This is a genomic window from Levilactobacillus cerevisiae, from assembly GCF_003946245.1.
Lineage (GTDB): Bacteria > Bacillota > Bacilli > Lactobacillales > Lactobacillaceae > Levilactobacillus > Levilactobacillus cerevisiae.
In genome coordinates, this window is sequence record NZ_RHNN01000008.1 from 25,338 (window position 1) to 49,721 (window position 24,384).

Below are 24,384 nucleotides of genomic sequence, written 5' to 3' on the forward strand. Positions count from 1 at the left end.
GGGATTGATGTGCAACGCAAACGGCTTTATTTAATACTCATTGGCTTTATTATTATCGTGATCGGACTAAATGTGTTTTGGTTAATTAAATTCAAACAATCGCCAGTTAAAGCAGGAATGATGCCAAATACAAGTTCACAAATCACTAATAATAAGGAAAAGCAAAGAAGATTGAACATTCCTCCTGTATTAAAACCAGATTCAACTGATGCTAACGATGTTTATTACACTTTGCAAGCACAAACGGGTAAGACACAGTTAGTATCTGGAAAAAAAACAAAAACGTATGGGTATAATGGCTCGTTTCTCGGACCAACAATTCGAGTTGAAAGAGGAAAGAATATCCATATTCACACTCAAAACCGTTTAAAACAAGCAACTTCCTTTCATTGGCATGGTGCTATTTTAGATGATTCAAGTGATGGTGGTCCACATCAAACTGTTGCAGCAGGACAGAGCAAGTTGATAAGTTTTAAAGTTAATCAACCTGCTGCTACGCTCTGGTATCATCCTCATGCTGTTGGTAGTACGGCTAGTCAAGTTTACAATGGACTAGCTGGTTTTTTGTTAGTTGATGACCAAAATAGTCGGCAACTAAAACTACCTAGAAATTATGGCAAAGATGATTTTCCAATTGTAGTACAAGATCGAAGCTTTGATAAAAATAATCAGTTAGATTATAAAAAAGTTGTATCTAGTAATGGTACGTTGGGTAATACGTTACTAATAAACGGTACTCAAAATCCATATATCGAAACAACTACTAAATATGTTCGGTTACGCTTATTAAATGGTTCCAATGCTCGTGAATATACCTTTAAATTAGATGATCGTAGTTCCTTTTACCAGATTAGTACTGATGGAGGATTTTTGAAAAAACCGGTCCAAGAAAACAAAATTACGCTTGCACCGGGTGAACGAGCCGAAATCGTTGTTGATTTAGGTCGCTACTCACAGGGGAGTCAGGTCAAACTCAAGTCGGCAGACAGCAACATTCTGACGATGAAAGTGAAGAATAATCATGACGGGGAAGCAAAATTACCACGACAACTGACTAATCTTCAGACAGTCACTAAGTCAGAACAAAAAGTAACACAAAATATTACTTTATCGGGTATGGGACATATGGTAAGCATCAATAATAAGCAGTTTTCAATGAATCGAATTGATTTGAAAGTAAAGCAAAATACTACGCAGGTTTGGAAGATCCGCAATAAAAATAATATGATGGGTGAAATTCACCCTTTTCATATCCATGGTGTTCAGTTTCGATTATTGAGTATTAATAACAACGCATCACCAAGCAATATGCAAGGTTGGAAAGATACGATCATGACAAGACCGGGTAACCAATACAAGATTTTGATTAAATTCACACAAACCGGAGTTTTCATGTATCATTGTCACAATCTTGAACATGAAGAGGCTGGAATGATGGGTCAAATTAGAGTTGTGCCGTAAATATCACTTAATTCGCTTAATGAAATTATGCCAAGTTTGTCTAATGGTATCAAGCTGTTGCGGTGGAATTAAGCCTAGCATCATGATAAATAGTAACAATGGGCAGAGGATAATCAGAAGAATTGTCGCTAGCATCCACATATTTATTCACTTCTTTTTCTTTTTGATAATTATGTCAGATGTGTATGGAGATTATATGCAAAATATATGGAGGTAGAAAAATTTGACAAAAATTTTAGTTGTTGACGATGAAAAGAAAATTGTAGATATCGTTACTGCATATCTAATTGCGCAAAAATTTGAAGTTGAAGTGGCCTATTCCGGAACGGAAGCCTTAACAAAGTTTTATAAGGGACAGCCTAATTTAGTGGTGCTTGATCTTATGCTGCCAGATTTGGATGGTAATGAAGTGACCAAAAGAATACGGCAGGATAGTAAGACGCCAATAATTATGTTGACGGCCAAGTCAAGTGACGAGAGTGTTGTTAACGGACTACAATCTGGGGCCGATGATTATGTGATTAAGCCCTTTAGTCCACGAGTAGTAGTTGAACGGATAAAAACTGTCCTGCGACGTGTTGCAGAGGAACAAACAGAAAAAGTACTTTCTTTTAATAATGGACAGTTAAAAATTAAACTAGAATCTCAGCAAGTTTTTGTCTACGGCACAGAAATTGCACTCACGCATACAGAATACGACCTTCTTTCAATAATGGCGATGTATTATCGACAAATATTCACCCGTGAACAGCTGATTGATTCGACAAGAGGTATTGACTATGATGGACTGGACCGGATGATTGACTCGCATATTAAAAATTTAAGGCGAAAAATTGAAGATGATAGCACTAAGCCAGTTTTTATAATAACTGTCCATGGTCGCGGTTATCGTTTTGGTGGGAGTAAGGACGAATGAAGCGACAGATTCGAACACAGCTAATAATCTCTTTCCTATTTTTGGTGTTGTTGATCGTTGGTTCAATTAGTTTAATGACAGTGAGCCTGGTCAGTGATCATTTTGATAAATATGTGCAACAAAAACATGATACAACGCTCACAGCATATAAAAATGAATTAATGGTTAGTTATCTGACTAGCAATGGTAATTGGAAACAATCTAAAGTTAAAAAGATTGGCGCTAGAGCGCTACAGGATGGCCTTATTTTGGTTTTAAAAGACGCTGATAATAAAATCGTATGGGAACCAAGTCAGGCCTTGTTACATAAGGCCACTAATGCTAAAAATATCGATAGTATGAACAAAACGACTGAGGCCATCAAGATTAATTCTAAACAAGTTGCTCAAGCACAATTCTCACATAATGACGCTTTAGGTTATACACGACATGATGTGGCGTTTATCAATGATTTACGAATTAGTTTGGCCGGTATCTCGGCCTTTGTTTTTTTAGTTGCGATAATTATTGCGGTATGGATAGCCCGTGATCTAAGTAAGCCATTACGACAAATTGTATCCTTTACTCAAGCAGTTGCATCTGGTGATTATCGAAATCAATTACCGCAACAAACCCAAATTGTCGAAATAAATGCACTAATAAATGTAACTAATGAACTCTCACGTCAGTTATCCAAGAATCAGGCTCTGAGAGAACGTTTATCTTCCGATATTGCCCATGAATTACGAACGCCTTTAACAACGATTCAAGGTTCGTTAGAAGCGATGATCGATGGTATTTGGCCAATTAGTGAGGTTAGGTTGGTTAGTTTAAATGATGAAGTCATAAGGCTGACCCACTTAATCAATAACATTGAAAATATCGCTTCAATTGAACATCGTGAGGATAAGTTAATTAAGGTTGATACTGATCTTAGTAAATTAATACAACAAGTTTTAAGTAACTTTCAGAGTAACCTTGAAGAGAAAAAAATAACACTTGATTATCATACTGAGAAAGTTATTGCCGTGATAGATCCAGACAAAATAAATCAGGTTATTACAAATTTATTGTCAAACGCCATAAAATTTACACAAACAAGAGGCAAAATAATAATTAAGTTAAAACGAATATCGAATAACATTGTTTTGACTGTAGAAGATAATGGTAGTGGTATTGCGGAAAAAGACGTACCACATATATTTGATCATTTCTATATGGCTGATCCAGCACGAAATCGACAACAAGGTGGGCAAGGAATTGGTTTAGCAATCGTTAAGGCAATTGTGGTGGCTCATGGTGGCTCAGTTTCTGTTGATAGTAAATTAGGTGTTGGGACGATTTTTACAGTTAAACTACCATTAAATAACTAAGAGGGAATGATTATATGGGGGCATTAAATCCTATTGCGTTTAAACTAGGACCTTTTCTGGTTCATTGGTATGGCATTGTTATTGCTAGTGGTGCAGTGCTTGGCGTACTACTTGCAATTAAGGAGACTAAGCAGCAAAAGATTTCTACGGATGATATTTATGATCTGATACTCTGGGCTTTACCAATTGGCCTGATAGGTGCACGACTTTATTATGTTATTTTTGAATGGCCATATTACTCGCAACATTTAAATGAGATCATTGCAATTTGGCAAGGCGGAATTGCAATTTATGGCGGTTTGATTGCTGGTGGTATTACATTGATTATCTTCTGCCGGCGACGTGGCCTGTCAATTTGGCAAGTTTTAGATGTTGTTACGCCAGGCATCATGCTAGGACAAGTTATTGGGAGATGGGGGAATTTTATTAATCAGGAAGCTTTTGGTACTGTCGTCTCACGTGGCTTTCTGCAGCAGCTCCATTTACCCAATTTTATCATACAGCAGATGTATATCGGTGGTGCGTACCATCAACCGACATTTCTATATGAATCGGTATGGAATCTTATTGGATTGATTTTACTTATTAGCTTACGACATAAAAAAGGGCTTTTTAAACGAGGAGAAATTGCGTTAAGCTATGCAATTTGGTATTCGTTTGGTCGGTTTTTTGTTGAAGGAATGCGGACTGATAGCTTGTATCTATTTGGGCAAGTACGAGTCTCACAATTATTATCATTAGTTATTTTTGTTGTTATGATAGTTATCTTCGTTTATCGACGAAAGCAACAAAAGATCTCTAATTATTTAATCAGCTGACCAATATCTGATAGAGGATGAGGCTAAAGTTTGAAAAAAACAGATATTAGCAGTCAACCTAATTAATTGAAAAAAGGCCAACTTAAATAAAGGTGGGTAAACCTCAGAATTTGACCTCCCTCAAGCAGTTACCCTAAAGCCGTGCTGTTTCGCAAATTGGATTGCGGCTTCAACGGTCATTGCGCGTGTTGGTTGGTTTTGTTCTTTAATCACCGGCGGCGTATAGACCACATGTTCACTCAACATGTGATAAATTGCGGTTAATAATTGCCGGGCAATGGCGATTATTGCCCGTTTATGGCCGCGCCGTTTCTTGAGCGCTAAATAGCGATTGCGAATTTCGGGGTGTTTCGGACTCCGAACAACTGCATTGGCTATTTGAACGAGTAATGGCTTGAGATAGCAGCCAGCACGTGAGATACGAACCGAGTGCTTTTTACCCGCACTTTCGTTATTAGTTGGCGTTAAGCCGGCCCAAGAACAAAGATGTTTAGCTGAATAGAACTTAGTCATATCAACACCAATTTCTGAGATGACACTAATGGATGACATCATAGAACTACCAAAGCCCGGTGTGCTTTGGATCAATTCAATTTCTTTGGCATAAGGTTTAGCCAATTCTAGGATGATTGTTTCTAATGCTTGTTTATTGGCAACCAGCTGTTCATAGTGTTGCTTGATAAGCTTCATTTTCTCTGCTTGTTCAGGAGTAATGACGCCATCAATCGCTAATTCTAATTCTGGTAATTTTTTCTTCAGGCTACCGTGAATCAAACTTGGCAAATCCACATCAGGTTCTAACGGATTTTCTAGGATGCGCTCAATAATTTTGGACGCACTTTTTCCGAAAGTGTCGGAAACCACACTAGCTAATTGAATGTTAGAGACCGTTAATGAATTTTGAAACCGATTCTTTTCACTTGAAGTAAAATTAGTCAGTTTAAACCGATAACGTAGCAGATTACGTAATTGGCGAATATCTGCCGGTGGCATAAAGCTACCAGCAACGAGATCGTGTTTAAATAAATCTGCGATCCATTGGGCATCTTTCTTATCGGTCTTCTTACCGCGAATCGCTTTGACATACTTGGGGTGGGCCAAAGTGATCCGAATATCACGTTTTTCTAAAATATTGTGTACGGGGATCCAGTATTTACCGGTGGATTCCATACAGAGATCAAAACATGAGTATAGCTCTAACCAATCAGCTAACGACCGCAGGCCGTTAGTGAAGGTCGAGAAGCGGTGACGCTTGTAGGTGGTAATACCGTGGCCATCAGTGATGGCCAAACAAGCAACCACAAAAGTTTTGTGAACATCTAAGCCACAACAGTTCTGATAGACAATTTTTAGCATTGTCTTGTACCTCCCTCAAGATTGTGATCCCACAAAGTAGGGACTAGTTGTCCAGCATTAAACGAGTAGTTTAAACAAAGATAAGTTTGCGTGCTCAAAGTCACACTTATTTGTGCTTGAAAGGACAACCTACACATATAATTATTCAGCACTAACGCTAACGTCAGTGCTACTAATCTCCACGTGATTTGTAGTGTACAAGGTACGATCACAAGTTAAATATACAAAGAAATACCGCTGCAGGCAAACGCTTTTTCATTGCGTTTTGTGCCTTGAGCGGTACGCGAAAGGAATGTTTATAATTATGATTAATTTATATTTTCATACCAGTGATCCAGCAAAAAGAAAAATGTTGGATTGGTTTCATTATCAAAAAATAGAAACACAAACCAGAAATATTATGCAAAAACGCTTAACAAAATTAGAAATTAGACATTTATTTTTGCTGTCTGATAATGGTAGTGATGATTTAATTGCAACACGTTCAAAGGCTGCTCGAGAATATACTTTCGATAATAGTTTAACCTTTGATCAATTAGTCACTATTGTGTATAAGCATCCTAAAATTCTGAAAAATCCAATTGCTTTTAATGAAAATAATTTAATTTCTGGATTTAATCTTGAAGAGATCGGTGTTTTTGTACCAAGAATACAGCGAAAACGTGAGCGCTTATCGCTGTTTAGTAAATTATATATCGTGGAATTTGGTTAAGGAGATTACGACAACAAGCAGTTCCGAAAAGAAAGTAAAATATTTTTTAACCTTTGTGTTTACAAATGTAAACGACAGAGGTATGATACTTTGTGTTTACAAGTGTAAATTAAGCGAGGAGTGGTTAATCTGGATAAAATTAATATAACGTTCATGACACCTTCTGAATGGGAGGTGATGCGCATCATTTGGACTAAGAGAAGTGTAAGCAGCCTTGATGTTATTGAAGTGATGCAGCGAAAACGTGATTGGTCGGAATCTACAATCAAAACTTTACTTGGTCGGTTGACTAAAAAAAATATTTTGGCAACAACTAAAGAAGGTCGTCATTTTAATTATCGACCTACCGTGCCAGAAACAGCCGCAATGGACGAAACTGTGACGGAATTATTTCAACATCTCTGTGATATGAAAAAAGGAGCCGTCATCATTAATCTGTTAGCTAAGTTAAATCTTAGTAAAGGTGATATTGAGCGTATGCAGGCTCAGCTTGATAAAAAACTAAAGGATGCGCCTAGCACAATTAACTGCAACTGTTTGTATAGTGGAAAAAATGATTGTTATATGACTGATTGAAAAATAATTTTTATAAGAGGGAAGTCTGATTATGGATAAAATTTTGGTAACAATAATAGCCGGTCTATTAGTTGGGTTTATTGTCTGGTGGTTCTTCGGCAAACATGTGACTAAGGAGGTTGCAGCTGATGTAACAGGTAATGAACAAGATGTTAGTGTGGTTGTTAATGGCGGTTATACACCTAGTACTGTGGTTTTGAAACGTGGTATTCCCGCCCAAATTACGTTTAACCGTAAAGATCCCTCAAGCTGTTTAGAACAAGTTGTTTTCGAAGACTTCGGCATCAATGATTTTTTGCCACAGAATAAGGATCATGCAATCGACATTGATACAAGTAAACCTGGTGAATACAACTATGCTTGTGGAATGAATATGTTTCATGGAAAAGTGATCGTTAAATAGAAAATTTAGCTTATAAAAATATTGGAGGTAGTTATTATGGCAGAAAAGAAACAAAGTATTGTGGTGGTTGTTGATGGTGGCTATCATCCAGATACAGTGAAACTAACTAAAGGAATTCCCGCGGAAATTATTTTTAAGCGGATCAGTGATAAGGGATGTGTAGATACGATTGTATTTCCAAAATTTGGTATTAAGCGTTTCTTACCAATAAACGAACAACAAATTTTCTCGATCAATACAGATAAGGCCGGTGAATATCAATTTCATTGTGGGATGGACATGGTTTATGGAAAGGTGGTTATTAAATGAGTATTCGAAATCGTTTTATATTCTCTTTAATTGTTTCTACCCCGATACTAATAAACATGGTTGCTAGCCCGTTTGGTTTTAAATTGCCGGGAGATATGTGGACACAGTTTCTACTCACAACCGCAGTTATGGTAATTTCTGGACGAGCATTTATACAAAGTGCTTGGGCATCATTTCGTCATCATCACGCCAATATGGACACTTTAGTAGCTATTGGCACGGGAACGGCCTATTTATATAGTATTTATGCAATGTTTAGTAACCAAGACGTTTTCTTCGAAGATGCAGCCCTTGTCATCACCTTAATTTTATTGGGCCAAGTTTTTGAAGAAAACATGAAACGTAATGCGTCTGGTGCTGTGGCAAAGCTATTGGATTTACAAGCGAAAGAAGCCGAAGTTTTGCGTGGTGGAGAAATTATTAAAGTTCCAATGGCTGAAGTTATCGTAGGCGATATTCTTCGTGTTAAACCAGGACAAAAAATTGCTGTAGATGGCGTAATTACTGAAGGTAGTTCGACAATTGATGAATCAATGGTTACAGGTGAAAGTATGCCGACTGAGAAAAAAGTTGGCGATACGGTAATTGGCTCAACAATGAATAGTACTGGAACATTTATGTTTAAAGCTAGTAAAGTAGGCAATGATACATTACTAGCACAAATTGTTGAAATGGTAAAAAAAGCTCAAACTAGTCATGCACCAATTCAAAAAACTGTTGATAAGATTTCCGATATCTTTGTTCCTGCTGTTCTAATTATTGCAATTCTGGCCTTTTTCGTTTGGTATGTTTTACTTGGGGCCAGCGTAGTAACTGCCATGCTATTTACTGTTTCGGTAATCATCATCGCTTGCCCTTGTGCATTAGGAATTGCTACGCCAACGGCTTTGATGGTTGGTACCGGACGCAGTGCTAAGATGGGTATTCTAATTAAAAACGGTGAAGTGCTGGAGGCTGTCAATACAATCAAAACGGTTGTTTTTGATAAAACAGGTACGATTACAGTTGGAAAGCCAAAAGTAACGGATATTATTGGTGATGAACAAATGGTACTTGACATAGCAGCTAATCTTGAGGCTTCTTCGGAACATCCTTTAGCCGCAGCAGTGTTAGAAAAAGCTAAGGAACAAGACATCACACCTAATTCTGCACAAAATTTCAAAGCAATCGAGGGTAAAGGTGTACAAGCACAGATCAATGGTAAAAAAGCCTTCATTGGCAATGATAAATTACTTGATAATTATAAGCTTACTGATCAATTAACAGCTAAAATGGTACAGTTGCAAAGCGAAGCCAAAACAGTGGTAATTGTTGGCTACGACGATAAAATTGTTGGGTTAATTGCTATTCAAGATGCGCCAAAGCAAAGCTCAGCTACAGCAATTGCGGCCTTGAAGAAACGTGGCTTACGTCCAGTTATGTTAACTGGTGATAATGAACGAGTTGCTCGGGCAATTGCTGATCAGGTTGGCATTGATGAAGTAATTGCCGATGTACTACCTGGTGATAAGGCCGATCATGTAAAACAGCTTCAACAACAGGCACCAGTTGCGTTTGTTGGTGATGGCATTAACGATGCACCGGCATTAACAACAGCTGACGTTGGAATCGCCATGGGATCAGGAACAGATATTGCGATTGAATCAGGCGGTATTATCTTAGTCAAAAATAACTTATTGGATGTTGTTAATGCACTTGAATTAAGTCAAAAGACGTTTAATCGAATTAAGTTGAACTTGTTCTGGGCATTTATATATAATTCACTGGGCATTCCTGTCGCTGCTGGTATTTTTGTCGGACTTGGTTTGATCTTAAGCCCAGAGCTGGCTGGTTTGGGGATGGCATTGAGTTCATTATCCGTTGTTGCGAGCTCGTTGATGCTTAATAAAACCAAGTTAACCACTGTAACTGCGTGAGACTGGAGGTCATAAAGTGGAAAATCAAAATTCAAAGAAATCTACAGTAATAACAGTTGCGGTAGCAGTTATCTATACTATTGTTGCAATTTTTGCTGGAATACTCTTGTTAAATTAACTACGAGTTTGAATTAAAGAAGTAGAAATTTAAATCTTGTTATACTGTTTTTGGTTTAATTTTCTGGGATTTCATTAAACAATAAATGTAGAGTTTTTTTGAGAGGATGAGAGCAATGCAATCTCGAAGATTTAAGCCTTGGTGGGTTGTTTTAGTAGTATCTTTAGGCATTTTTGTTGTTATAGGAGCGATTAGTGTTGGTACCTATAATAATTTAGCTAAACAGAATCAAGAAGTTGAAGCGCAATGGAGTCAAGTAGAGAACGTGATGCAACGACGCTATGATTTAATTCCAAACTTGGTAAGTGCAGTTAAAGGAAGCATGAATCAGGAACAGAAGGTTTTTGGTCAAATTGCTGATGCACGGAAGAGTTATGGCAGTGCGACAACAGTTAAGGAAAAGGCTAATGCTGATAATAAAATCAATAGTTCAGTTGGTACTTTGATCAATGTGATCCAAGAAAATTATCCTAATTTGAAGTCGAATACCAATGTTGCGACGTTAATGACCCAACTAGAGGGATCTGAAAATCGTATTGCGGTTGAACGACGTCGTTATATTCAGCAAGTTAAGACTTATAATCAAAGTGTGGTTACTTTTCCTAAAAATATTTTTGCATCTACAATGGGCTTAGGTAAAAAGACTGAATTTAAAGCAAATTCAAATGCAAGCAAGGCTCCTAAAGTTGATTTTAACAACTAGGAAGTGGACACAGTGAAACGAAAAAAGACGAATATCTGGCTGTGGTTATTATTATTACCATTTTTGTCACTGTTCCAAACTACTCTTGTTCAGGCAGCCAGTTTACCTAATACGCCAGCTGAAAATTATTTTGACCAAGTGAATTTGCTAGATTCACAGACACAAAATTTAGTTAATGCTAAGAACCAACAATATGAAGGAACCAAGGCTAAACCACAAATTATGTTGGCTGTGGTAAAATCTACTGGCGATACCGATATAGACCAGTATGCAGCTGATTTATTTTCAAAATGGAGAATTGGTCAAAAGAATTCGGATAATGGTATTCTAATTCTTTACGCCTTAAATGGTGGGAAACGTAATGTTCGTATCGAGGTTGGTTATGGATTAGAAGATGTGGTTACAGATAGCCAATCTGGACAAATTTTGAACAATAATACGGCAGAATTGAAATCTACTTCCTCTACAATCGTAAACCAGGGATTGCAGAAAACATTCGATAGCGTAGCAACATTAGTTGATAAACATTATGGCTATAAAAATAATAAAAGTGCAATTTCTGGTAATGAAAATCAGAATGTAGTTAAATCTGATCGTAATCTTTTCAATTGGAAAAATATTTTGCAACTAATCGTTTTGCTTATTTTTATCGGTTTTATAGTCAGTCCTTGGGGTCGCAGTTGGCAATTCTGGTCAATAATAGCTTGGCTTTTCAATAATAATAATGATCATTTTGGTGGCTTTGGTGGTGGTTCTTCAGGTGGTGGATCCTCTGGCGGTGGTGGTGCAAGCATTTAGATTCTAGAATATTTAAGATTTATTTTCCGTTTATTTTTCCATCCCATTTTTCCATTTGGAATACCGAGATAATATTTACGCTTAAAATATCGTAGTATTTGCGGACTATGATGTAATAATAGTTATTTATAGTTTCTAAAAAGCAAAAGTGTGAAAAAGAGAGATGAAAATAGTTGATTATTTTTAGTGAATTATTGCAGCAAACGCCAAGTGTATCTGCAATATCGCATTCGAGAATTGGTGTAGAGCGCGAAAGCCAGCGAGTAACTTTAGACGGAAAGTTAGCTAGTACTGAGCACCCGATCGTATTTGGTAGTCGTCGGTTTCATCCCTATATTAAAACAGACTTTGCCGAGACACAGTTAGAAATCGTAACCCCGGTAGTGGATACTGTGAATGATTTGTTCCATTGGTTGGCTGCATTACATGATGTGGTCTACCAGTCATTACCAACTAATGAAATGTTGTGGCCTCTTAGCATGCCACCAGCATTGCCAAGTTGTGAAGATCAGATTAGCCTAGCTAAGTTACCCGACTTTAAGGATGTTTTATATCGACGTTATTTGGCAAAAACTTATGGTCGACGTAAACAGATGATCAGTGGCTTACATTTTAATTTTGAGCTTCCGGCTGTGTTGGTTGAAGCATTGTATCGCCAACAATGTGAAATTAAGGATCTTGCCTGTTTTAAAACAACTCTCTATTTGAAAATAGCGCGTAATTATCTGCATTACCGTTGGGTGATTACTTATTTGTTCGGTGCATCTCCTGTTGCCGAACATAACTACTTTAAGCACCATGAAGAGAAGCCCCAGAAGATAGTTCGAAGCATTAGAAACAGTAAGTTCGGTTATCGCAATAAAGAAAATGTTCAGGTATCGTTCGAATCATTGAAAATCTATCTCAGTGATATCGAATCTCAAATACGCAAAGGTAATTTACTTGAAGAGAAAGAATTTTATTCTTCAGTTAGGTTGCGCGAGAGCCAAAATATAGTCGGACGTAAACAAACAAAAATTGATTATCTTGAGTTAAGAAATATCGATATTAATCCATTTGAACGATATGGAATTAGTAAAAATCAGATTGTGTTTATGGAACTATTTATGCTATTCATGCTTTGGACAGATGAGAAGAAAAATGGTAATGATTGGATAGCAACTGGTAATCAAACCAATAATGAGGTGGCGCTTGAGTCACCATTAGCACCAACCTGTTATCGAACAAACGGCATTAAAATAATTAATTTAATGAAAAAAATGACAAAGCAGTTGGATTTAAATGGTTATGAAGAAGTGCTACAACAGGCCCAGGACATGCTCACAGATGTTACAAAAACGATTGGTGGACGAATGACGAAGCGGTTAATGGCCACTAAACAATCGGATTTGGCAACAGCAATCGGATTAAAGAATCGTAGGGTTACAACGCAGGTACCTTATCAATTAAATGGCTTTGTCAATATGGAGCTATCAACACAAATCTTAATGTTTGATGCTATTCAAAAAGGTATTATGGTAGACGTGGTCGATGAAAATGATCAGTTATTAAAACTACAATTGGGTCACCAAATTGAGTATGTTAAGAATGGTAATATGACAAGTCGAGATAGTTATATTGTGCCGCTGATTATGAAAAATAAGACGGCTACTAAAAGGATTTTGGTCACGGCGGGTTTTAATGTTCCAATCGGAGTTGAATTTGTTAACGTGGACACGGCTTTAGCGGCCTATTCAAGATTTGTGGGTGAATCGATTGTGATCAAGCCCCAGTCGGCTAATTACGGTAGGGGTGTTTCCGTATTTCAGTTTTCTCCTTCTCTGGCTGATTATCAACAAGCAATTCGGCGAGCATTTGCTGAATGTTCGACTGTACTGGTTGAGAATTTTTTTGCAGGACCTGAATATCGGTTTTTAGTAATTAATGATAAAATAACGGCAGTATTATTACGAATTCCAGCTAATGTTATTGGCGATGGGCATCATACAGTAAAACAGTTAGTTGCAATTAAAAATAAGAGCACTTTACGTGGCCTGAATGATCGAACACCGCTTACAAAGATTTCTTTGGGTGTGGTCGAACAAGCCATGTTGATAAGCCAAAACCTTACGGTTGATTCAGTTCCGGTGGTTGGTAAGCGCACCTATCTTAGAAAAAATTCAAATATCAGTTCCGGTGGTGATTCCATTGATGTAACTGATCAAATTGACTTTACTTACAAGGAAAAAGCTGTAGCTGCTGTGAAGTGTTTAGGTGCAAAAATATGTGGAATTGATTTGATTATTCCAGATAGATTAGTTCCGGTTTCTAATCGCGAGTCCTACTCAATTATCGAGGCCAACTATAATCCGATGATGGATATGCATTGCTATCCCTATAAGGGTAAAAAACGTCGAGTAACAGTAGACGTGTTAGAGTTCCTGTTTCCACAACTAACCAATTTGTAACGCTTCATTTAATAATGATGAGTAAGCAAAAATAGCTATATAGTAAAAGGCAATCATAATTTCCAATTTGGAGTACATCCTTTTGGAGGTTCATGATTGCCTTTTTAAACGCTTGTATGTTTAAGGCTTTACAAGAGAGTTGTCTGGTGTGGCAGACTTATTACTACTTTTTATCGTTATAATCAGACGGTGAGGAAGACAAATACTTTGTTGACCAGGTTTACTGATCCAACCAGTATTGACAGCAATCTGGTCTGGTGTATTGTCTTCCTTGTCTCGAATACGTGTCCCATCAACTTCTATAATATTATATTCACCAGAGTGTGGGTGTAAGGTAAATAATTTATGTGGTGTTTTTTTTGATAATTTAATTTTTTTTATTACTTTTTTATCAATAGAAATTTCAGCATAGATAATTGGTTTAGTATTATTATCGGCTGCTGCGGCCATTTGTTGCTTTTGAGAATATCCAAATATTGCTAATGGTATAAAGGAAACTATTAGCAATATGAGAATAATTATATAATCCCAAGGACGCACTTGTTTTTTTAGATTTTTAAACATTTTTATTTATCGACGTAATTAAAAGACACGAACTGCGAATGAAGGAGAAAAATAATTATTGATCGTGCGAATTCCAACTGAATCACCGGGTTTTGGTGAATCTATATATTGATTATTACCAATATAGATAGCGTCATGGTAGCTGGCACCAGGTTCTCCCCAGAAAAGAATATCACCTGGTTGCAGATTATCTAGACTAACTTTAGTACCAGAACTTTCCTGAGCAACGGTGTAACCGCCAACTTCTTTCCCTGCTTGGCGAAACGCATAGCCAACTAGGCCAGAACAATCGAATCCGCTTGGTGTTTTTCCCCCCCACACATAAGGAACACCAATTTGTGCTTCTGCTGCATTGATAATATTTTCTATAGTAGATTGTGAGGCAGTGTTTGTGTTAGTAGTTTTTTGTGCTCCTGTATTAGCAGCAGCCGAACTTTGATTGCTGACCGATTGTTCTTGCGGTAGAGCCGATTTAGTTGTTTGCGCAATATTTGAATTAGTTGGACTTTGTGAAGTTGTAGTGGGAGCAATCGTATCATCGCTTGAATCATTGGTACTAGCTGTTTCAGAAGTAGCGCTTTGTTGCGGCGCTGATAATTGTTTTGTTTGAGAATTAATATAGTAAGGGGTTCCATTGTTATCAGACGCTAAGTATGTTTCTGGTACCCATCCTTGATCAATTCGGAACCAAGTCACACCATTTATTTCTTGCTGCTCTTGAATAGTTATGGCAGTACCATAAGATAAGTATTCTCCAGTCGGCGTAGTACCAGCTGAATCAGTCCAAATAGTGATTGCGGCATCTTTTAAGTTTGCAACCACCGTTTTGGTTGTGGCTGTTACCGTGGGCGTAACCGTAGTTTCCTGAGCCATTTTTAAATATGTTTCTGGTACCCATTGATTTTCTGCTAATTGATACCAGTTTACATTGTTAACACTTTTTTTAACACCAAGGGTAACTTTGGAATTAGGAGCTAAATAACTAATTGGCTTACTAGAATAGCTTGGGCTACTCCAAACTGTAGTAGCACCGATTTGATAGGAAACTGTAGCTTGAGTTGTAGCTGCCTCAGCTGGTTTTCCTGTGAAAAGTACAATACCAGTTAATGATAGTGCTGTAACTAAAATAGGTGCATTTTTCTTCATTAATTTCAACTTTATGTCCTCCAATTATACAATATACTTCATTTAAACAATTTTATGTGTAATAAATATGGAGAAATATACAAAAAAGGAGTGCTTGAGATAAGCACTCGAAATTGAATTATTTGATGTCAACTACGCCGATAAATTCAACATCACTTATTGCGGTTAAATAAAAACTATCGGTTGATTCTAACACGGCAACTTGACCGCTTTGAATAGTATATTCCTGATCTGGTGTGGTTAACTTTACCGTTCCTTTCAAAGGAATAAGAACTATATTTCCAGGTACTGGATGAAATTTGCCATTATTTGTCACGGTATTTTTCTTTAATTTACGATGACCAATCCGTCTTTGACCACTTTCATAAAGATGTTCATGAACTTCATTGTCATGACTGCCAGTTAATATTTGCATATAATACCTCCAAGCTAATTGACTTTTTTACGTGGTTTTTCAGTGTTGCTGGAATTTTGTTGAGCATGATTTCCGCAGCCATTCATACTACCAGAATTTCCATGCATCATGCCTTTATGCATAAATAGCATCATGAGTGGATGTGCTAAAAGAATAAGAGCTATTAGAATCCATTGTGACATAACTTCACTTCCTTTCGCTTTTGATTCTAGGATAAGTATAAAATAGAAGTGTGTCATTTCTATGTTGTAGTGGGTTTATTCAAACTTAAAATCTAGAGCGCAAACCGATATTACTGAACACCGCAAGATAATAAAAAAGAACACGAAATTTATCGCCAATATTAGGCATTACGCAAGTATATTTATTCAACACAAGCAGAAGAAGACTATAAACTCGATACTAAGTAATCTCATCCTGACAACTAAAGATTGTAAATATAAAATAAATTAATTGTTATTTAAAGCATATTATGTATTCACGGCATTCATTTGAACGCCGTGTTTTTTACGGCTCTCTGTCAAATCCTGTTGATAGTCAATTTTACAGTGTTAGAAGTTTTTTTTACTATAAACCAGACTTAATTGTCCAATTTGAGCCGGTCTTTTCTAAAATAAGTGTGTACTGCGAGTATTGGGTCATGGCGGTTTCTATATCTAGAAACTTGACAGTAGCGTCAACTTGGATATTGTTACCTTGACGATGAAAAGTCGGATTAACTAGTTCCGCAAAGTGATAGTCTTTATTTAATGGTTTTGCACCACCATCGACATAATATTTCAGTTCATTGGCGGTGCCGCTTGGATAAAGGGTGAAGAAAGTTGTTAGAAACTTAGTAATGCTATTAGTGGTTTCAGCATCAATTGAACTGTCCGTTTGAAGCTGCTTTTCTGTTGCTTTAGCTTTAGTTGGGGCTGCCGCAATCGTTGGGTTAGTGACGATCACCATATCACCGTCTTTATTTTTCATAACGTTCAATGAGTAGGTGGACTCGATTGCTTTTGCGGCATCTTCTTTTTGACTATTTTTGATTTGTTGATTAACCGTGAATAAGACTTTGTTGACTTGATTCTTCTTAGCCTCAACTTTCCAAATTCGAATATCAGACACAGTGGAAGTTGTCGGGATATCTGAACGCAAAGCATCGGCATTCAAGGTTACCAATCCATTTAACATAAATTTACCGAGGTCCTTTTGCCGTGTTTCTAATTTTTCATGGTTAGGTTCCCAAGTATAGTAAACCTTAGCAAAATCAGTGACAAAGGCTTCGATCGCATTGGTATCGGTCAACTTTACTTTCACCACTTCACGTTCATGGACCGTGTGTTTATTGATGGCGGTGAAATTCTTGTACACGCCAAAACTCACACTAGCGATCAAGATTAACCAGCAGAGCCAAGTAGTTTTTCGCCGGATGCCAACGCGAGGTTGCTTTAACTTGCGGGGCCTTTTTTCTTTTGCTGGTTTTGGTTGGCGCTTTGGCGGCCGTTGCCGTTTGATTTTTTCACGCGGCCGCTTGGGACGAGCTTTCTTATGTGAAGCGACCTGATGCTTGGCTGGACGTTCGTTGTATTCATATCGTGAATCGCGTTCAGTTTCTCGATCATAGGGTGGCTGTAGTTCATGTTGTTGCTCAAAGTCGCGGGGTGGGTAACGTTCATCGCGATAATCATTCGGTGGGCGGCGATAGTTGCGGTCGTCCCGTTCTTGTATTCGTTGCGGTGGTCGATTTTCATAATCTTCATGATAGCGTGGTCGTGGTCGTTTCTCATAGCGATGATCACGTGGGTCTTCGTAGTCATCGTAATCATAGTCGTAGTCTTCATAATCCTGACGGGCCATGGATTGTTCCTCCTTGTGGATCAGATTTACCATTTAAGTTTAGTGGCGAGATTAGCCACACTATTTTGTTGCAAGATGGTAAGGTGATTATTTTTTTGATTGTTGTGGTCGAGTTCATAGCATTGATAAAATTCGGGGTAGTCGTTGCGAAATCGATCAAATAACTGGCGTAGGCGAACTTGGGTATAGCCGCGATAGTCTAGTTCACTGTAGATGTCGTATTTGTCATCGCTGGTGAAAAATTCTTCGGCAAGGTGTAATTCGCGATCCAAAATGTATTGGCGGTCGGCTTCACGAAATTTAGTATTGCCTAACCATTCCTTGACGTTCTGTTCGTGTTCTAAAGCTAAACGGAACTCACGACGTTTACCAAATTCAAATTGTGGTAATTCGGCAACAAAGTAATCAATTGTTTTGACCAAATCATCAACGTTAGGTTCATGTTGTTCAAAAAACTTGATGCGTTCCCATTCGGCTGAAGCGTGATCGAGTTGTTTGTTACGCAACAGGCGATTATCGCCGTAGTTCAAATCGATCCGACTTTCCACTAAGGTGTGGTCGATGGCATTGGTCAACAGGTCCATCCAGTGGTCATAGCTAAAACCATCTTCATTTAAGCTAGTCAGGGAAATCACCTCATTTCTTGATCCGGCCAGCCCCAACAAGATGGGCTTGCCAGTATGCCGTGTTTAGATTCGCATAACCAAGAGGATCGCCAGCATTATACATACGCATATTACCGACATAAATGCCAACGTGGGTAATGTAGTCGGAAGTGGCGTAAGTGCCTTTAAAGAATACTAAGTCACCGGCCTTGGCGTTTTTGATACTGATATGTTGGGTCACATTATATTGTGCTTGGGCGGTACGCGGGAGCTTAATGCCAGCTTTGGCATAGGCCCAACTGGTTAGCCCAGAACAATCAAACCCAGTAGTTGGTGTTGAGCCACCAAAAACGTAGGGGGTGCCTTGATATTTAAGCGCTTCGGTCATAATCGCTTTGACCGTTTTATCACTGAAATTAGCTACAGTTGGGTTAAGATACTGACTGACTAAACTCACGTAGAACATATTGCCATAAGCGTAGCGCCAGCCTTCATCAGAAACTGGATTGGTGTAAGTGACTTTTTTACCACCGGCTTTTTCTTTAGCAAAATCACTGGCTATTTGGAGCGAATATTTCTTGCCATGAGTAGCCACGTAATTAATAAAGGCGCCACCGAAGTTGTAACTTTGAATAGCGGTATTTAAATCGGTTTTTGTTGCTTTCATGGATTTGATTAAACTAGCAAAATATTTGACGCCTTGTTTGATCGAAGCGTCCGGCGACAAGCTACCAGGTGCTTGGCCGAGCGATTCACTAGACTGCATCACATCGCTACCTTTACCGCCAGATTCAACTTGCATAATCGCGAGAATCACCGTTACTTGATCAGGAATACCAAACTCCTTGCAATATTTTTCAACGGTACTTTTGTACTTGAGTACTTCTGCGGAAAGGTTCATCGAGTCAACCACTAAAGCGGTCGTATCACCACTATCATCGTCATCGGCCGTCATTGCCACTGAAAAGAACAACAAGCTAATGAGTATGATCGGCAAAACGGCTAGGCCTAACCATTTCTTATTCATCATGTTTTTGCCTTGGCTTGACCAGCAATTTACGGTGCATGGTTGTTTTATTGACAACGAGATTCAGTGGCTTGTCAGTTGTCGGTTTGAATTGCCGTTTCTCACCAGTTTTGGGTGCAGTCGTGAATGATTGTTTGGGCCGTGATGTTGGCTTTTCTATTGGTGTTTTAGTATGTGGTAGTTTAGTGGTACTGGGATCGCGTGGCTTTGGTTGCGTGACTGGAGAAACTGCCGACTTTTTCTTGATCGGATCAGAATTAGACGGTTGCCGTGGATTCTTTGGCGGATCAACCACTAATTTACGCCGTTGCATTTCTTCCCGACGTTTTTTAGCGGCCAGTTCGCGTTCTGATTGATTGTCTTGACGCTGATTTTTCAACCCATTTTTGAAATCACCAATACCTTTTTTAGCCGTTTCTTTACCTTGATGTAACCCATATTTTGTATTGGTTGGCAGATCCTTTAACTGTTCTTTGGTGTGTTTCGCAGTTGCGGCCATTTTCTTTTTGGTATCTAATGCAGCACCCACTTTTTTACCAGCACGGGTCATCTTGCTAGTGGTGGCATCGCGTTTATTGGGCTGTGGTCGTTTTGAATTACCTTTACCGGTTGCATCAGTACCAGTTTCAGTCTGCGGCTGTGGACGTGGTTTTAAACCGCGTGCGAGCATACCACCCATTGCGGCGTTGCCCATGACCTGCCGGATCAAACGGCTACTACTGCGGCGCAAGCGACTAGCACCAGCTTGGGAGTCAGAACTTTTAAGCTGCATCATGCCCATTAAATCGCCGAGCTTCATCCAGATGCCGGCAAAGATGACGATTTGGAGAAAGGCGACCAGAAAGAATGGGGTGGTGGTCGATAGCCCATAGATCATGGTGGAAAGGCAGAACGTCAATGTTAGGACAATAGTGACGCCAGCACGCATCATGATCGTATTGAATAGCCGCAAAACAGCCGTTTTCATTAAGCCGTTAAATCCTGGGATCATGGCTAAGAGACAACTGATCGGTAAGAAAATGGCGTAAATAATAAAGAGGATTTGACTAAATAACATCATCGCTGTGAGAAAGAAGACAAAAATGGTGATTGCGATATCGAAGATACACACAAAGGTGGTCACACCTAAACGTTGAATCGTTTTGACCGCTGATAGATTGTCGTTTTCTTTATCTTCAATTTCAGCCTTGACGATCTCTGTTCGATCTTTACCTTTGTTCTTGAACGGATCAGTTTTGACCAGTTTGTTGACGCGATCCTCGCCAACCTCCTTGAGATTAGAATCGCCAAACTGTAATAACGTCCACGGCTGTTTGACTTGAATGTTGAATAACGTTTCACGAATCGCATCAACCCCGTTTTTTGAGGTGGACTGTTTATTTTGCATGATCATTTTAGAACCAGTGTTTAAAGCTGAGGTACTCATATCGGCGGAAAATTGGTTGATCTTGCCAATATAGTCGGGTGAGTAGGCAATGAAGCTTGCCGACAGAATAAAAATCACGATAAAATTGGCTACCGCTGAGATGGCTTTGGAGGATTCACGTTTGATCAGGCCAGTATAGGCGACATACACGCCAAGCACTAATATCAGCAACAAAAGCATACCGGGATAAAAGCCGTCAGCGCTAAAGCCGTTTTTAGAAACCCCGGCGAGTAGTTGCATGTTTTTACCAATGGCATCGGTGGTATCTTTGATGAAATCTAGTGAGTAAGCTTGTTGAATCAGGTAACCCGTGGCGTAGGAGAGGTAGACGGAGATCAGCCACAGAAAATTGGTGATAGCATAAATAGCGTACATGACCGACTTGCCAATGCCGTCACCCCAGTTCCATGGCAACCAATCCCATGATGAATCGACGAAATAATCTAGTTGATAGTTATTGACTGGATATTTGGAAAATTCGTGTTTATTATTGACGGTTTCATCGACTAGGCCTGCTGCGTGGACACTTTGGAGAGAAGTAGCACTCACTAGCACCACGACTAGCACAAAGCCGATCAGTAATAAAAGTCGTTTTTTACGTACCGACATTTACTCACCTCCAGTTATCTGCGCTGGTGGGCGAGTGTCGAAGGCCTTGTATAGATGTTCAAAGATATAATCAAAGTGTAGGACACCGACGTGGCCCCAAATATCTTGAAATAAGCATTCACCATTATCCAGTGAACGTAGGCGGTGTTGATTACTTTCATCTTCGGCATCAAGCCCAAAGAAAGTGAGGGTGTTTTTGATTTCATTAATATCGGTCGAACGAAAGGCAAATTTCATACCGATATTATTTTTCATCTTTTCGTCTAGAAGATCATTAGCGTTTTGCGTGACTAGATAAACCCCAGCATTCATTGAACGGCCTTCACGGATCAACTTCATAGAAAGAGCTTTACCTTGCGCTACATTCAAAAATGCCCAAGCTTCATCGAGATCGACAATTTTAAATTGCGAACGATCGGCATGGATAAAGTCGATGGCGAAAGTCGAGATGATCATCAACATGGCGACGGATAACATTTCCGCGGTGATGTATTCATCTTGCGTTTTGTCCGCATCAGGCAGGACCAAATCGGCAATTTGAATGATATTGATTTTGCGGTCCAAGGCGATCGAACGGCGAGTGGAGCCATCTGAAAAGAGTAAGGCGGCAAAATCATAATCGGTGAACGATTCAATATGATCAGCGATATTGTTGGCAATCGGGGTCCCTTCGCGGCGCAGTTCAGTGATCACTTTCAATAATCCGGGTTGCGGATCAAGGGTGACGTTGCGAATCGCTTTACGTAAAGTCGGAAACCGTTCGGCATCACGACTAGAGATTCCCGTTAAAAAGGTGAGTGTATCGACCGCCAGACTTTCAGAATCTTTTGGATTACTGAGAATGATATAAGGATCAAGTAAACCGCGATTCGCTTCTTCGCTGGTCAGGTTAACGATGTTAATATCGTCTTGCATGAAGTCTAAATTTTTCGCCCAATCAGTTCGTTCCGATTTTGGATCAAGTATCAAAGCTTGTGCGCCATAGAGTACGGCGTAGTAAACGAGTAAGTTATTAGAAAATGATTTACCACCGCCAAGTGAACCAAGGAAAGCGGCCGAAAGAGCATTGGTCACTGTTCCCTTTAAGCCTTGCGCGGCTAAGTCAGGTTTGATGAAAACATTGCGGCCGGTATCCACGTTGTAGCCCACATAAATTCCTTCGCGTTCTCCTAAAGCTTGAGTAGCACCAAAGCCTAATGAGGCAATGAAATCACTAGTCACGTATTGAATGTAGTCATTCATGTAGCGCTTTGAAGCGGGCATGAACTCGCTGTGTAGCCCCAGCATATCGCCGAACGGGCGAACCAATTTAATATTCAATGAATCATAGAAATCGAGGACTTGATCAGCGCGCTTTTTCATTTCATCGTAGCTTTTTCCACTGACGCGAATGACATAGGAAATTTTGTACATCGCGTCTTTAGTTTGATCAAGCTCAGCCTCCAAGTCGTCAACGGAATCAAGGGCATCGGCGACACCGCGAGTGGTTTCGTTATTAGATTCATAGGCGTGGTTATCTAAATCTTTCAATTCTTTCTTTTTGTTACGCACCTTAGTTAGTGCCTTTTTGTTAGTCACAATTTCCACATTCAGTGAGGTATCAATGGGAAAATCGAATTGTTGTTGCTGGAAGTAGAAAATCTCACTACCGGGAAAATCTAATTCACCAACAATATCGGATAAGGCCATATAGGTGACATAGGATTCGGTGAAACCGTGGGTGATGATCAAGTAACGCTGCTTTTGTTCAATCAACGAACGCGTTGGCTTGATCAAGTCATATTTTTTGATTACCGTATCTTGTTCATTTTTTTGTCGTGGCAGGTGGTATTGGTAGTCTTCATAATCTTGCCCTGACATACCGTAAAGATGTTCTAACAAGTAACCAAAGTCATCTTTAATCAACGGTCGAATTTTAAACCGGCGACTGACTTTATCGGCAAGGAAGCGGGCGACTTTACGAAAACGATCAACTTCGCTGTTGTTCATGACCATGAAGTCACCGGTGTATTTTTCATTGAATTCATGAAGAAAATCCTGAATGCCAAGCATGATATCATGCCAAACGCCTTTAGCGGATAACTCGCGGTCGTTTAACAGCAGTTTAAAACCAATAAAAAAACGATAATCAACTTGATTATCGCCAATATTGTCGATCAACGCGGCGGCTTGACCGTCAATATGCGTATCGGCAATACTTTTTAAATTTCCTTTGACCGTGGCTTTGGAACGGCGCATCGTGTCTTTGATACTGGATTCGGTGGCAAGTTGTAAGAGATGCAGTTTACCGTCACGGTTTTGTGAGATCAACTGACGGAAATTTTCGTGGACTTCCGCTTTTTGATCAGGTGAGAGAAAAGAGTAATTATAGGGGACGAGTTCGTAATAGGCGAAGCATTCGCCATCACGATTAAACACTAAATTGTCTTCGATATATTTTATGGGAAACTTCACTGGTTGAACCTCCTTACGTGGGTGATGTGGTCAAGGGCATGGGCTTTAACGGGTTTGACTGGCCGTCCGGAAAACGTGATCTTCTGGGCGGTAAAATAAGTGATCACCGAGCGAAGAAAACCTAGTGGCCGTTTGTTATCAAAAGTCTTTTGACTCATGAACCAAGTAATGGCTGCTGGAATACCGAGATGTTTTAGGAACGCGCCATCAATAAAACTTAGTGGTGGTACATCGCCCAGCAACATGACCAAAAATAGCGCAACGATGAACCAAGTCATTTGCGTGAACGTGACGGGGAATGGTAGATTAACATCATTGATCGCGTAGAGCACTTTTTCCACTGACCAAATGCTGGTGTAACTACGAATCTTTTTCATAAGTGACCTCCTTTCATTGGGGTAAAGAGGACTG

The 24,384-nt window shown here is 39.1% G+C and carries 23 protein-coding genes; 12 read left to right on the plus strand and 11 right to left on the minus strand.

The features are described 5' to 3' along the window. Positions 1-9 precede the first annotated feature (9 nt). The 4 genes from EKM99_RS04900 to lgt all read left to right on the plus strand — a co-directional run bounded on the left by EKM99_RS04900 (position 10) and on the right by lgt (position 4,547). Positions 10-1,461 (plus strand): multicopper oxidase family protein, encoded by a 1,452-nt coding sequence (locus tag EKM99_RS04900; RefSeq protein ID WP_125581507.1) that lies wholly within the window; start codon positions 10-12, stop codon positions 1,459-1,461. A 223-nt stretch (positions 1,462-1,684) separates the two neighbouring features. Next, positions 1,685-2,377, plus strand: a complete 693-nt coding sequence (locus EKM99_RS04905; RefSeq protein ID WP_125581509.1) for a response regulator transcription factor — start codon at positions 1,685-1,687, stop codon at positions 2,375-2,377. Then, positions 2,374-3,729 (plus strand): sensor histidine kinase, encoded by a 1,356-nt coding sequence (locus tag EKM99_RS04910; RefSeq protein ID WP_225419786.1) that lies wholly within the window; start codon positions 2,374-2,376, stop codon positions 3,727-3,729. Before EKM99_RS04905 ends, EKM99_RS04910 begins: the two co-directional genes overlap by 4 nt. Before the next feature lie 14 nt (positions 3,730-3,743). Further along, positions 3,744-4,547 carry a prolipoprotein diacylglyceryl transferase gene (gene lgt / locus EKM99_RS04915; RefSeq protein ID WP_125581511.1) on the plus strand — a complete coding sequence of 268 codons (804 nt, stop codon included), beginning with the start codon at positions 3,744-3,746 and terminating at the stop codon, positions 4,545-4,547. A gap of 120 nt (positions 4,548-4,667) precedes the next feature. Here the strand turns inward: lgt and EKM99_RS04920 are convergent, their stop codons facing one another. Beyond that, positions 4,668-5,903, minus strand: a complete 1,236-nt coding sequence (locus EKM99_RS04920; RefSeq protein WP_125581513.1) for an IS110 family RNA-guided transposase — start codon at positions 5,901-5,903, stop codon at positions 4,668-4,670. A gap of 304 nt (positions 5,904-6,207) precedes the next feature. Between EKM99_RS04920 and EKM99_RS04925 the strand changes: the two genes are divergently transcribed. The 8 genes from EKM99_RS04925 to gshAB all read left to right on the plus strand — a co-directional run bounded on the left by EKM99_RS04925 (position 6,208) and on the right by gshAB (position 13,885). Then, positions 6,208-6,615: an ArsC/Spx/MgsR family protein gene (locus EKM99_RS04925; protein WP_125581515.1), complete on the plus strand. Its 408-nt coding sequence runs from the start codon at positions 6,208-6,210 to the stop codon at positions 6,613-6,615. A 153-nt stretch (positions 6,616-6,768) separates the two neighbouring features. Continuing rightward, on the plus strand, positions 6,769-7,191 hold the full coding sequence (locus EKM99_RS04930; protein ID WP_191983296.1) for a CopY/TcrY family copper transport repressor: 423 nt from the start codon (positions 6,769-6,771) through the stop codon (positions 7,189-7,191). A 31-nt stretch (positions 7,192-7,222) separates the two neighbouring features. Next, positions 7,223-7,594, plus strand: coding sequence for a cupredoxin domain-containing protein (locus tag EKM99_RS04935; RefSeq protein WP_105450033.1), 372 nt, complete (start codon positions 7,223-7,225; stop codon positions 7,592-7,594). Between the two features lie 36 nt (positions 7,595-7,630). Further along, positions 7,631-7,903, plus strand: a complete 273-nt coding sequence (locus EKM99_RS04940) for a cupredoxin domain-containing protein (protein WP_105450034.1) — start codon at positions 7,631-7,633, stop codon at positions 7,901-7,903. Then, a complete protein-coding gene (locus EKM99_RS04945; protein WP_105450035.1) occupies positions 7,900-9,819 on the plus strand; it encodes a copper-translocating P-type ATPase in 1,920 nt (639 codons plus the stop codon). Before EKM99_RS04940 ends, EKM99_RS04945 begins: the two co-directional genes overlap by 4 nt. Before the next feature lie 233 nt (positions 9,820-10,052). Continuing rightward, the gene (locus EKM99_RS04950) at positions 10,053-10,640 is read left to right on the plus strand and encodes a LemA family protein (protein ID WP_105450036.1); all 588 of its coding nucleotides are present in this window, start codon (positions 10,053-10,055) and stop codon (positions 10,638-10,640) included. 12 nt (positions 10,641-10,652) lie between these two features. Beyond that, positions 10,653-11,438 carry a TPM domain-containing protein gene (locus tag EKM99_RS04955; protein ID WP_164511526.1) on the plus strand — a complete coding sequence of 262 codons (786 nt, stop codon included), beginning with the start codon at positions 10,653-10,655 and terminating at the stop codon, positions 11,436-11,438. A gap of 173 nt (positions 11,439-11,611) precedes the next feature. After that, on the plus strand, positions 11,612-13,885 hold the full coding sequence (gene gshAB, locus EKM99_RS04960; RefSeq protein ID WP_404819775.1) for a bifunctional glutamate--cysteine ligase GshA/glutathione synthetase GshB: 2,274 nt from the start codon (positions 11,612-11,614) through the stop codon (positions 13,883-13,885). Positions 13,886-14,005: 120 nt separating this feature from the next. Here gshAB and EKM99_RS04965 read toward each other — a convergent pair whose 3' ends face one another. The 10 genes from EKM99_RS04965 to EKM99_RS05005 all read right to left on the minus strand — a co-directional run bounded on the left by EKM99_RS04965 (position 14,006) and on the right by EKM99_RS05005 (position 24,350). Next, positions 14,006-14,449, minus strand: coding sequence for a NusG domain II-containing protein (locus EKM99_RS04965; RefSeq protein WP_164511527.1), 444 nt, complete (start codon positions 14,447-14,449; stop codon positions 14,006-14,008). 18 nt (positions 14,450-14,467) lie between these two features. Continuing rightward, entirely contained in the window at positions 14,468-15,595 is a 1,128-nt protein-coding gene (locus EKM99_RS04970; RefSeq protein WP_225419791.1) for a C40 family peptidase, read from the minus strand. A gap of 118 nt (positions 15,596-15,713) precedes the next feature. Beyond that, positions 15,714-16,010 carry a lysophospholipase gene (locus tag EKM99_RS04975; RefSeq protein WP_125581522.1) on the minus strand — a complete coding sequence of 99 codons (297 nt, stop codon included), beginning with the start codon at positions 16,008-16,010 and terminating at the stop codon, positions 15,714-15,716. Positions 16,011-16,024: 14 nt separating this feature from the next. Then, a complete protein-coding gene (locus tag EKM99_RS15775) occupies positions 16,025-16,192 on the minus strand; it encodes a DUF2933 domain-containing protein (RefSeq protein WP_164511528.1) in 168 nt (55 codons plus the stop codon). 385 nt (positions 16,193-16,577) lie between these two features. Next, the gene (locus EKM99_RS04980; RefSeq protein WP_125581524.1) at positions 16,578-17,852 is read right to left on the minus strand and encodes a conjugal transfer protein; all 1,275 of its coding nucleotides are present in this window, start codon (positions 17,850-17,852) and stop codon (positions 16,578-16,580) included. Between the two features lie 26 nt (positions 17,853-17,878). Beyond that, positions 17,879-18,436 carry a hypothetical protein gene (locus tag EKM99_RS04985; protein WP_225419787.1) on the minus strand — a complete coding sequence of 186 codons (558 nt, stop codon included), beginning with the start codon at positions 18,434-18,436 and terminating at the stop codon, positions 17,879-17,881. Between the two features lie 52 nt (positions 18,437-18,488). Further along, entirely contained in the window at positions 18,489-19,484 is a 996-nt protein-coding gene (locus tag EKM99_RS04990; RefSeq protein ID WP_225419792.1) for a bifunctional lytic transglycosylase/C40 family peptidase, read from the minus strand. Further along, positions 19,477-21,519, minus strand: a complete 2,043-nt coding sequence (locus EKM99_RS04995) for a CD3337/EF1877 family mobilome membrane protein (RefSeq protein ID WP_010581391.1) — start codon at positions 21,517-21,519, stop codon at positions 19,477-19,479. The genes EKM99_RS04990 and EKM99_RS04995 overlap by 8 nt, the downstream gene beginning before the upstream one ends. Next, entirely contained in the window at positions 21,520-23,973 is a 2,454-nt protein-coding gene (tcpF, locus tag EKM99_RS05000) for a conjugal transfer ATPase TcpF (RefSeq protein WP_010581390.1), read from the minus strand. Further along, positions 23,970-24,350: a conjugal transfer protein gene (locus EKM99_RS05005; protein WP_010581389.1), complete on the minus strand. Its 381-nt coding sequence runs from the start codon at positions 24,348-24,350 to the stop codon at positions 23,970-23,972. Before EKM99_RS05005 ends, tcpF begins: the two co-directional genes overlap by 4 nt. Positions 24,351-24,384: the final 34 nt, after the last annotated feature.

Coding starts and splice junctions, on each gene's coding strand:
- EKM99_RS04910 (WP_225419786.1), top strand. CDS start 2,374: ATGAAGCGACAGATTCGAACACAGCTAATAATCTCTTTCCTATTTTTG.
- lgt (WP_125581511.1), top strand. CDS start 3,744: ATGGGGGCATTAAATCCTATTGCGTTTAAACTAGGACCTTTTCTGGTT.
- EKM99_RS04920 (WP_125581513.1), bottom strand. CDS start 5,903: ATGCTAAAAATTGTCTATCAGAACTGTTGTGGCTTAGATGTTCACAAA.
- EKM99_RS04925 (WP_125581515.1), top strand. CDS start 6,208: ATGATTAATTTATATTTTCATACCAGTGATCCAGCAAAAAGAAAAATG.
- EKM99_RS04930 (WP_191983296.1), top strand. CDS start 6,769: ATGACACCTTCTGAATGGGAGGTGATGCGCATCATTTGGACTAAGAGA.
- EKM99_RS04935 (WP_105450033.1), top strand. CDS start 7,223: ATGGATAAAATTTTGGTAACAATAATAGCCGGTCTATTAGTTGGGTTT.
- EKM99_RS04940 (WP_105450034.1), top strand. CDS start 7,631: ATGGCAGAAAAGAAACAAAGTATTGTGGTGGTTGTTGATGGTGGCTAT.
- EKM99_RS04945 (WP_105450035.1), top strand. CDS start 7,900: ATGAGTATTCGAAATCGTTTTATATTCTCTTTAATTGTTTCTACCCCG.
- EKM99_RS04950 (WP_105450036.1), top strand. CDS start 10,053: ATGCAATCTCGAAGATTTAAGCCTTGGTGGGTTGTTTTAGTAGTATCT.
- EKM99_RS04965 (WP_164511527.1), bottom strand. CDS start 14,449: ATGTTTAAAAATCTAAAAAAACAAGTGCGTCCTTGGGATTATATAATT.
- EKM99_RS04970 (WP_225419791.1), bottom strand. CDS start 15,595: ATGAAGAAAAATGCACCTATTTTAGTTACAGCACTATCATTAACTGGT.
- EKM99_RS04975 (WP_125581522.1), bottom strand. CDS start 16,010: ATGCAAATATTAACTGGCAGTCATGACAATGAAGTTCATGAACATCTT.
- EKM99_RS15775 (WP_164511528.1), bottom strand. CDS start 16,192: ATGTCACAATGGATTCTAATAGCTCTTATTCTTTTAGCACATCCACTC.
- EKM99_RS04980 (WP_125581524.1), bottom strand. CDS start 17,852: ATGGCCCGTCAGGATTATGAAGACTACGACTATGATTACGATGACTAC.
- EKM99_RS04985 (WP_225419787.1), bottom strand. CDS start 18,436: ATGGACCTGTTGACCAATGCCATCGACCACACCTTAGTGGAAAGTCGG.
- EKM99_RS04990 (WP_225419792.1), bottom strand. CDS start 19,484: ATGAATAAGAAATGGTTAGGCCTAGCCGTTTTGCCGATCATACTCATT.
- EKM99_RS04995 (WP_010581391.1), bottom strand. CDS start 21,519: ATGTCGGTACGTAAAAAACGACTTTTATTACTGATCGGCTTTGTGCTA.
- EKM99_RS05005 (WP_010581389.1), bottom strand. CDS start 24,350: ATGAAAAAGATTCGTAGTTACACCAGCATTTGGTCAGTGGAAAAAGTG.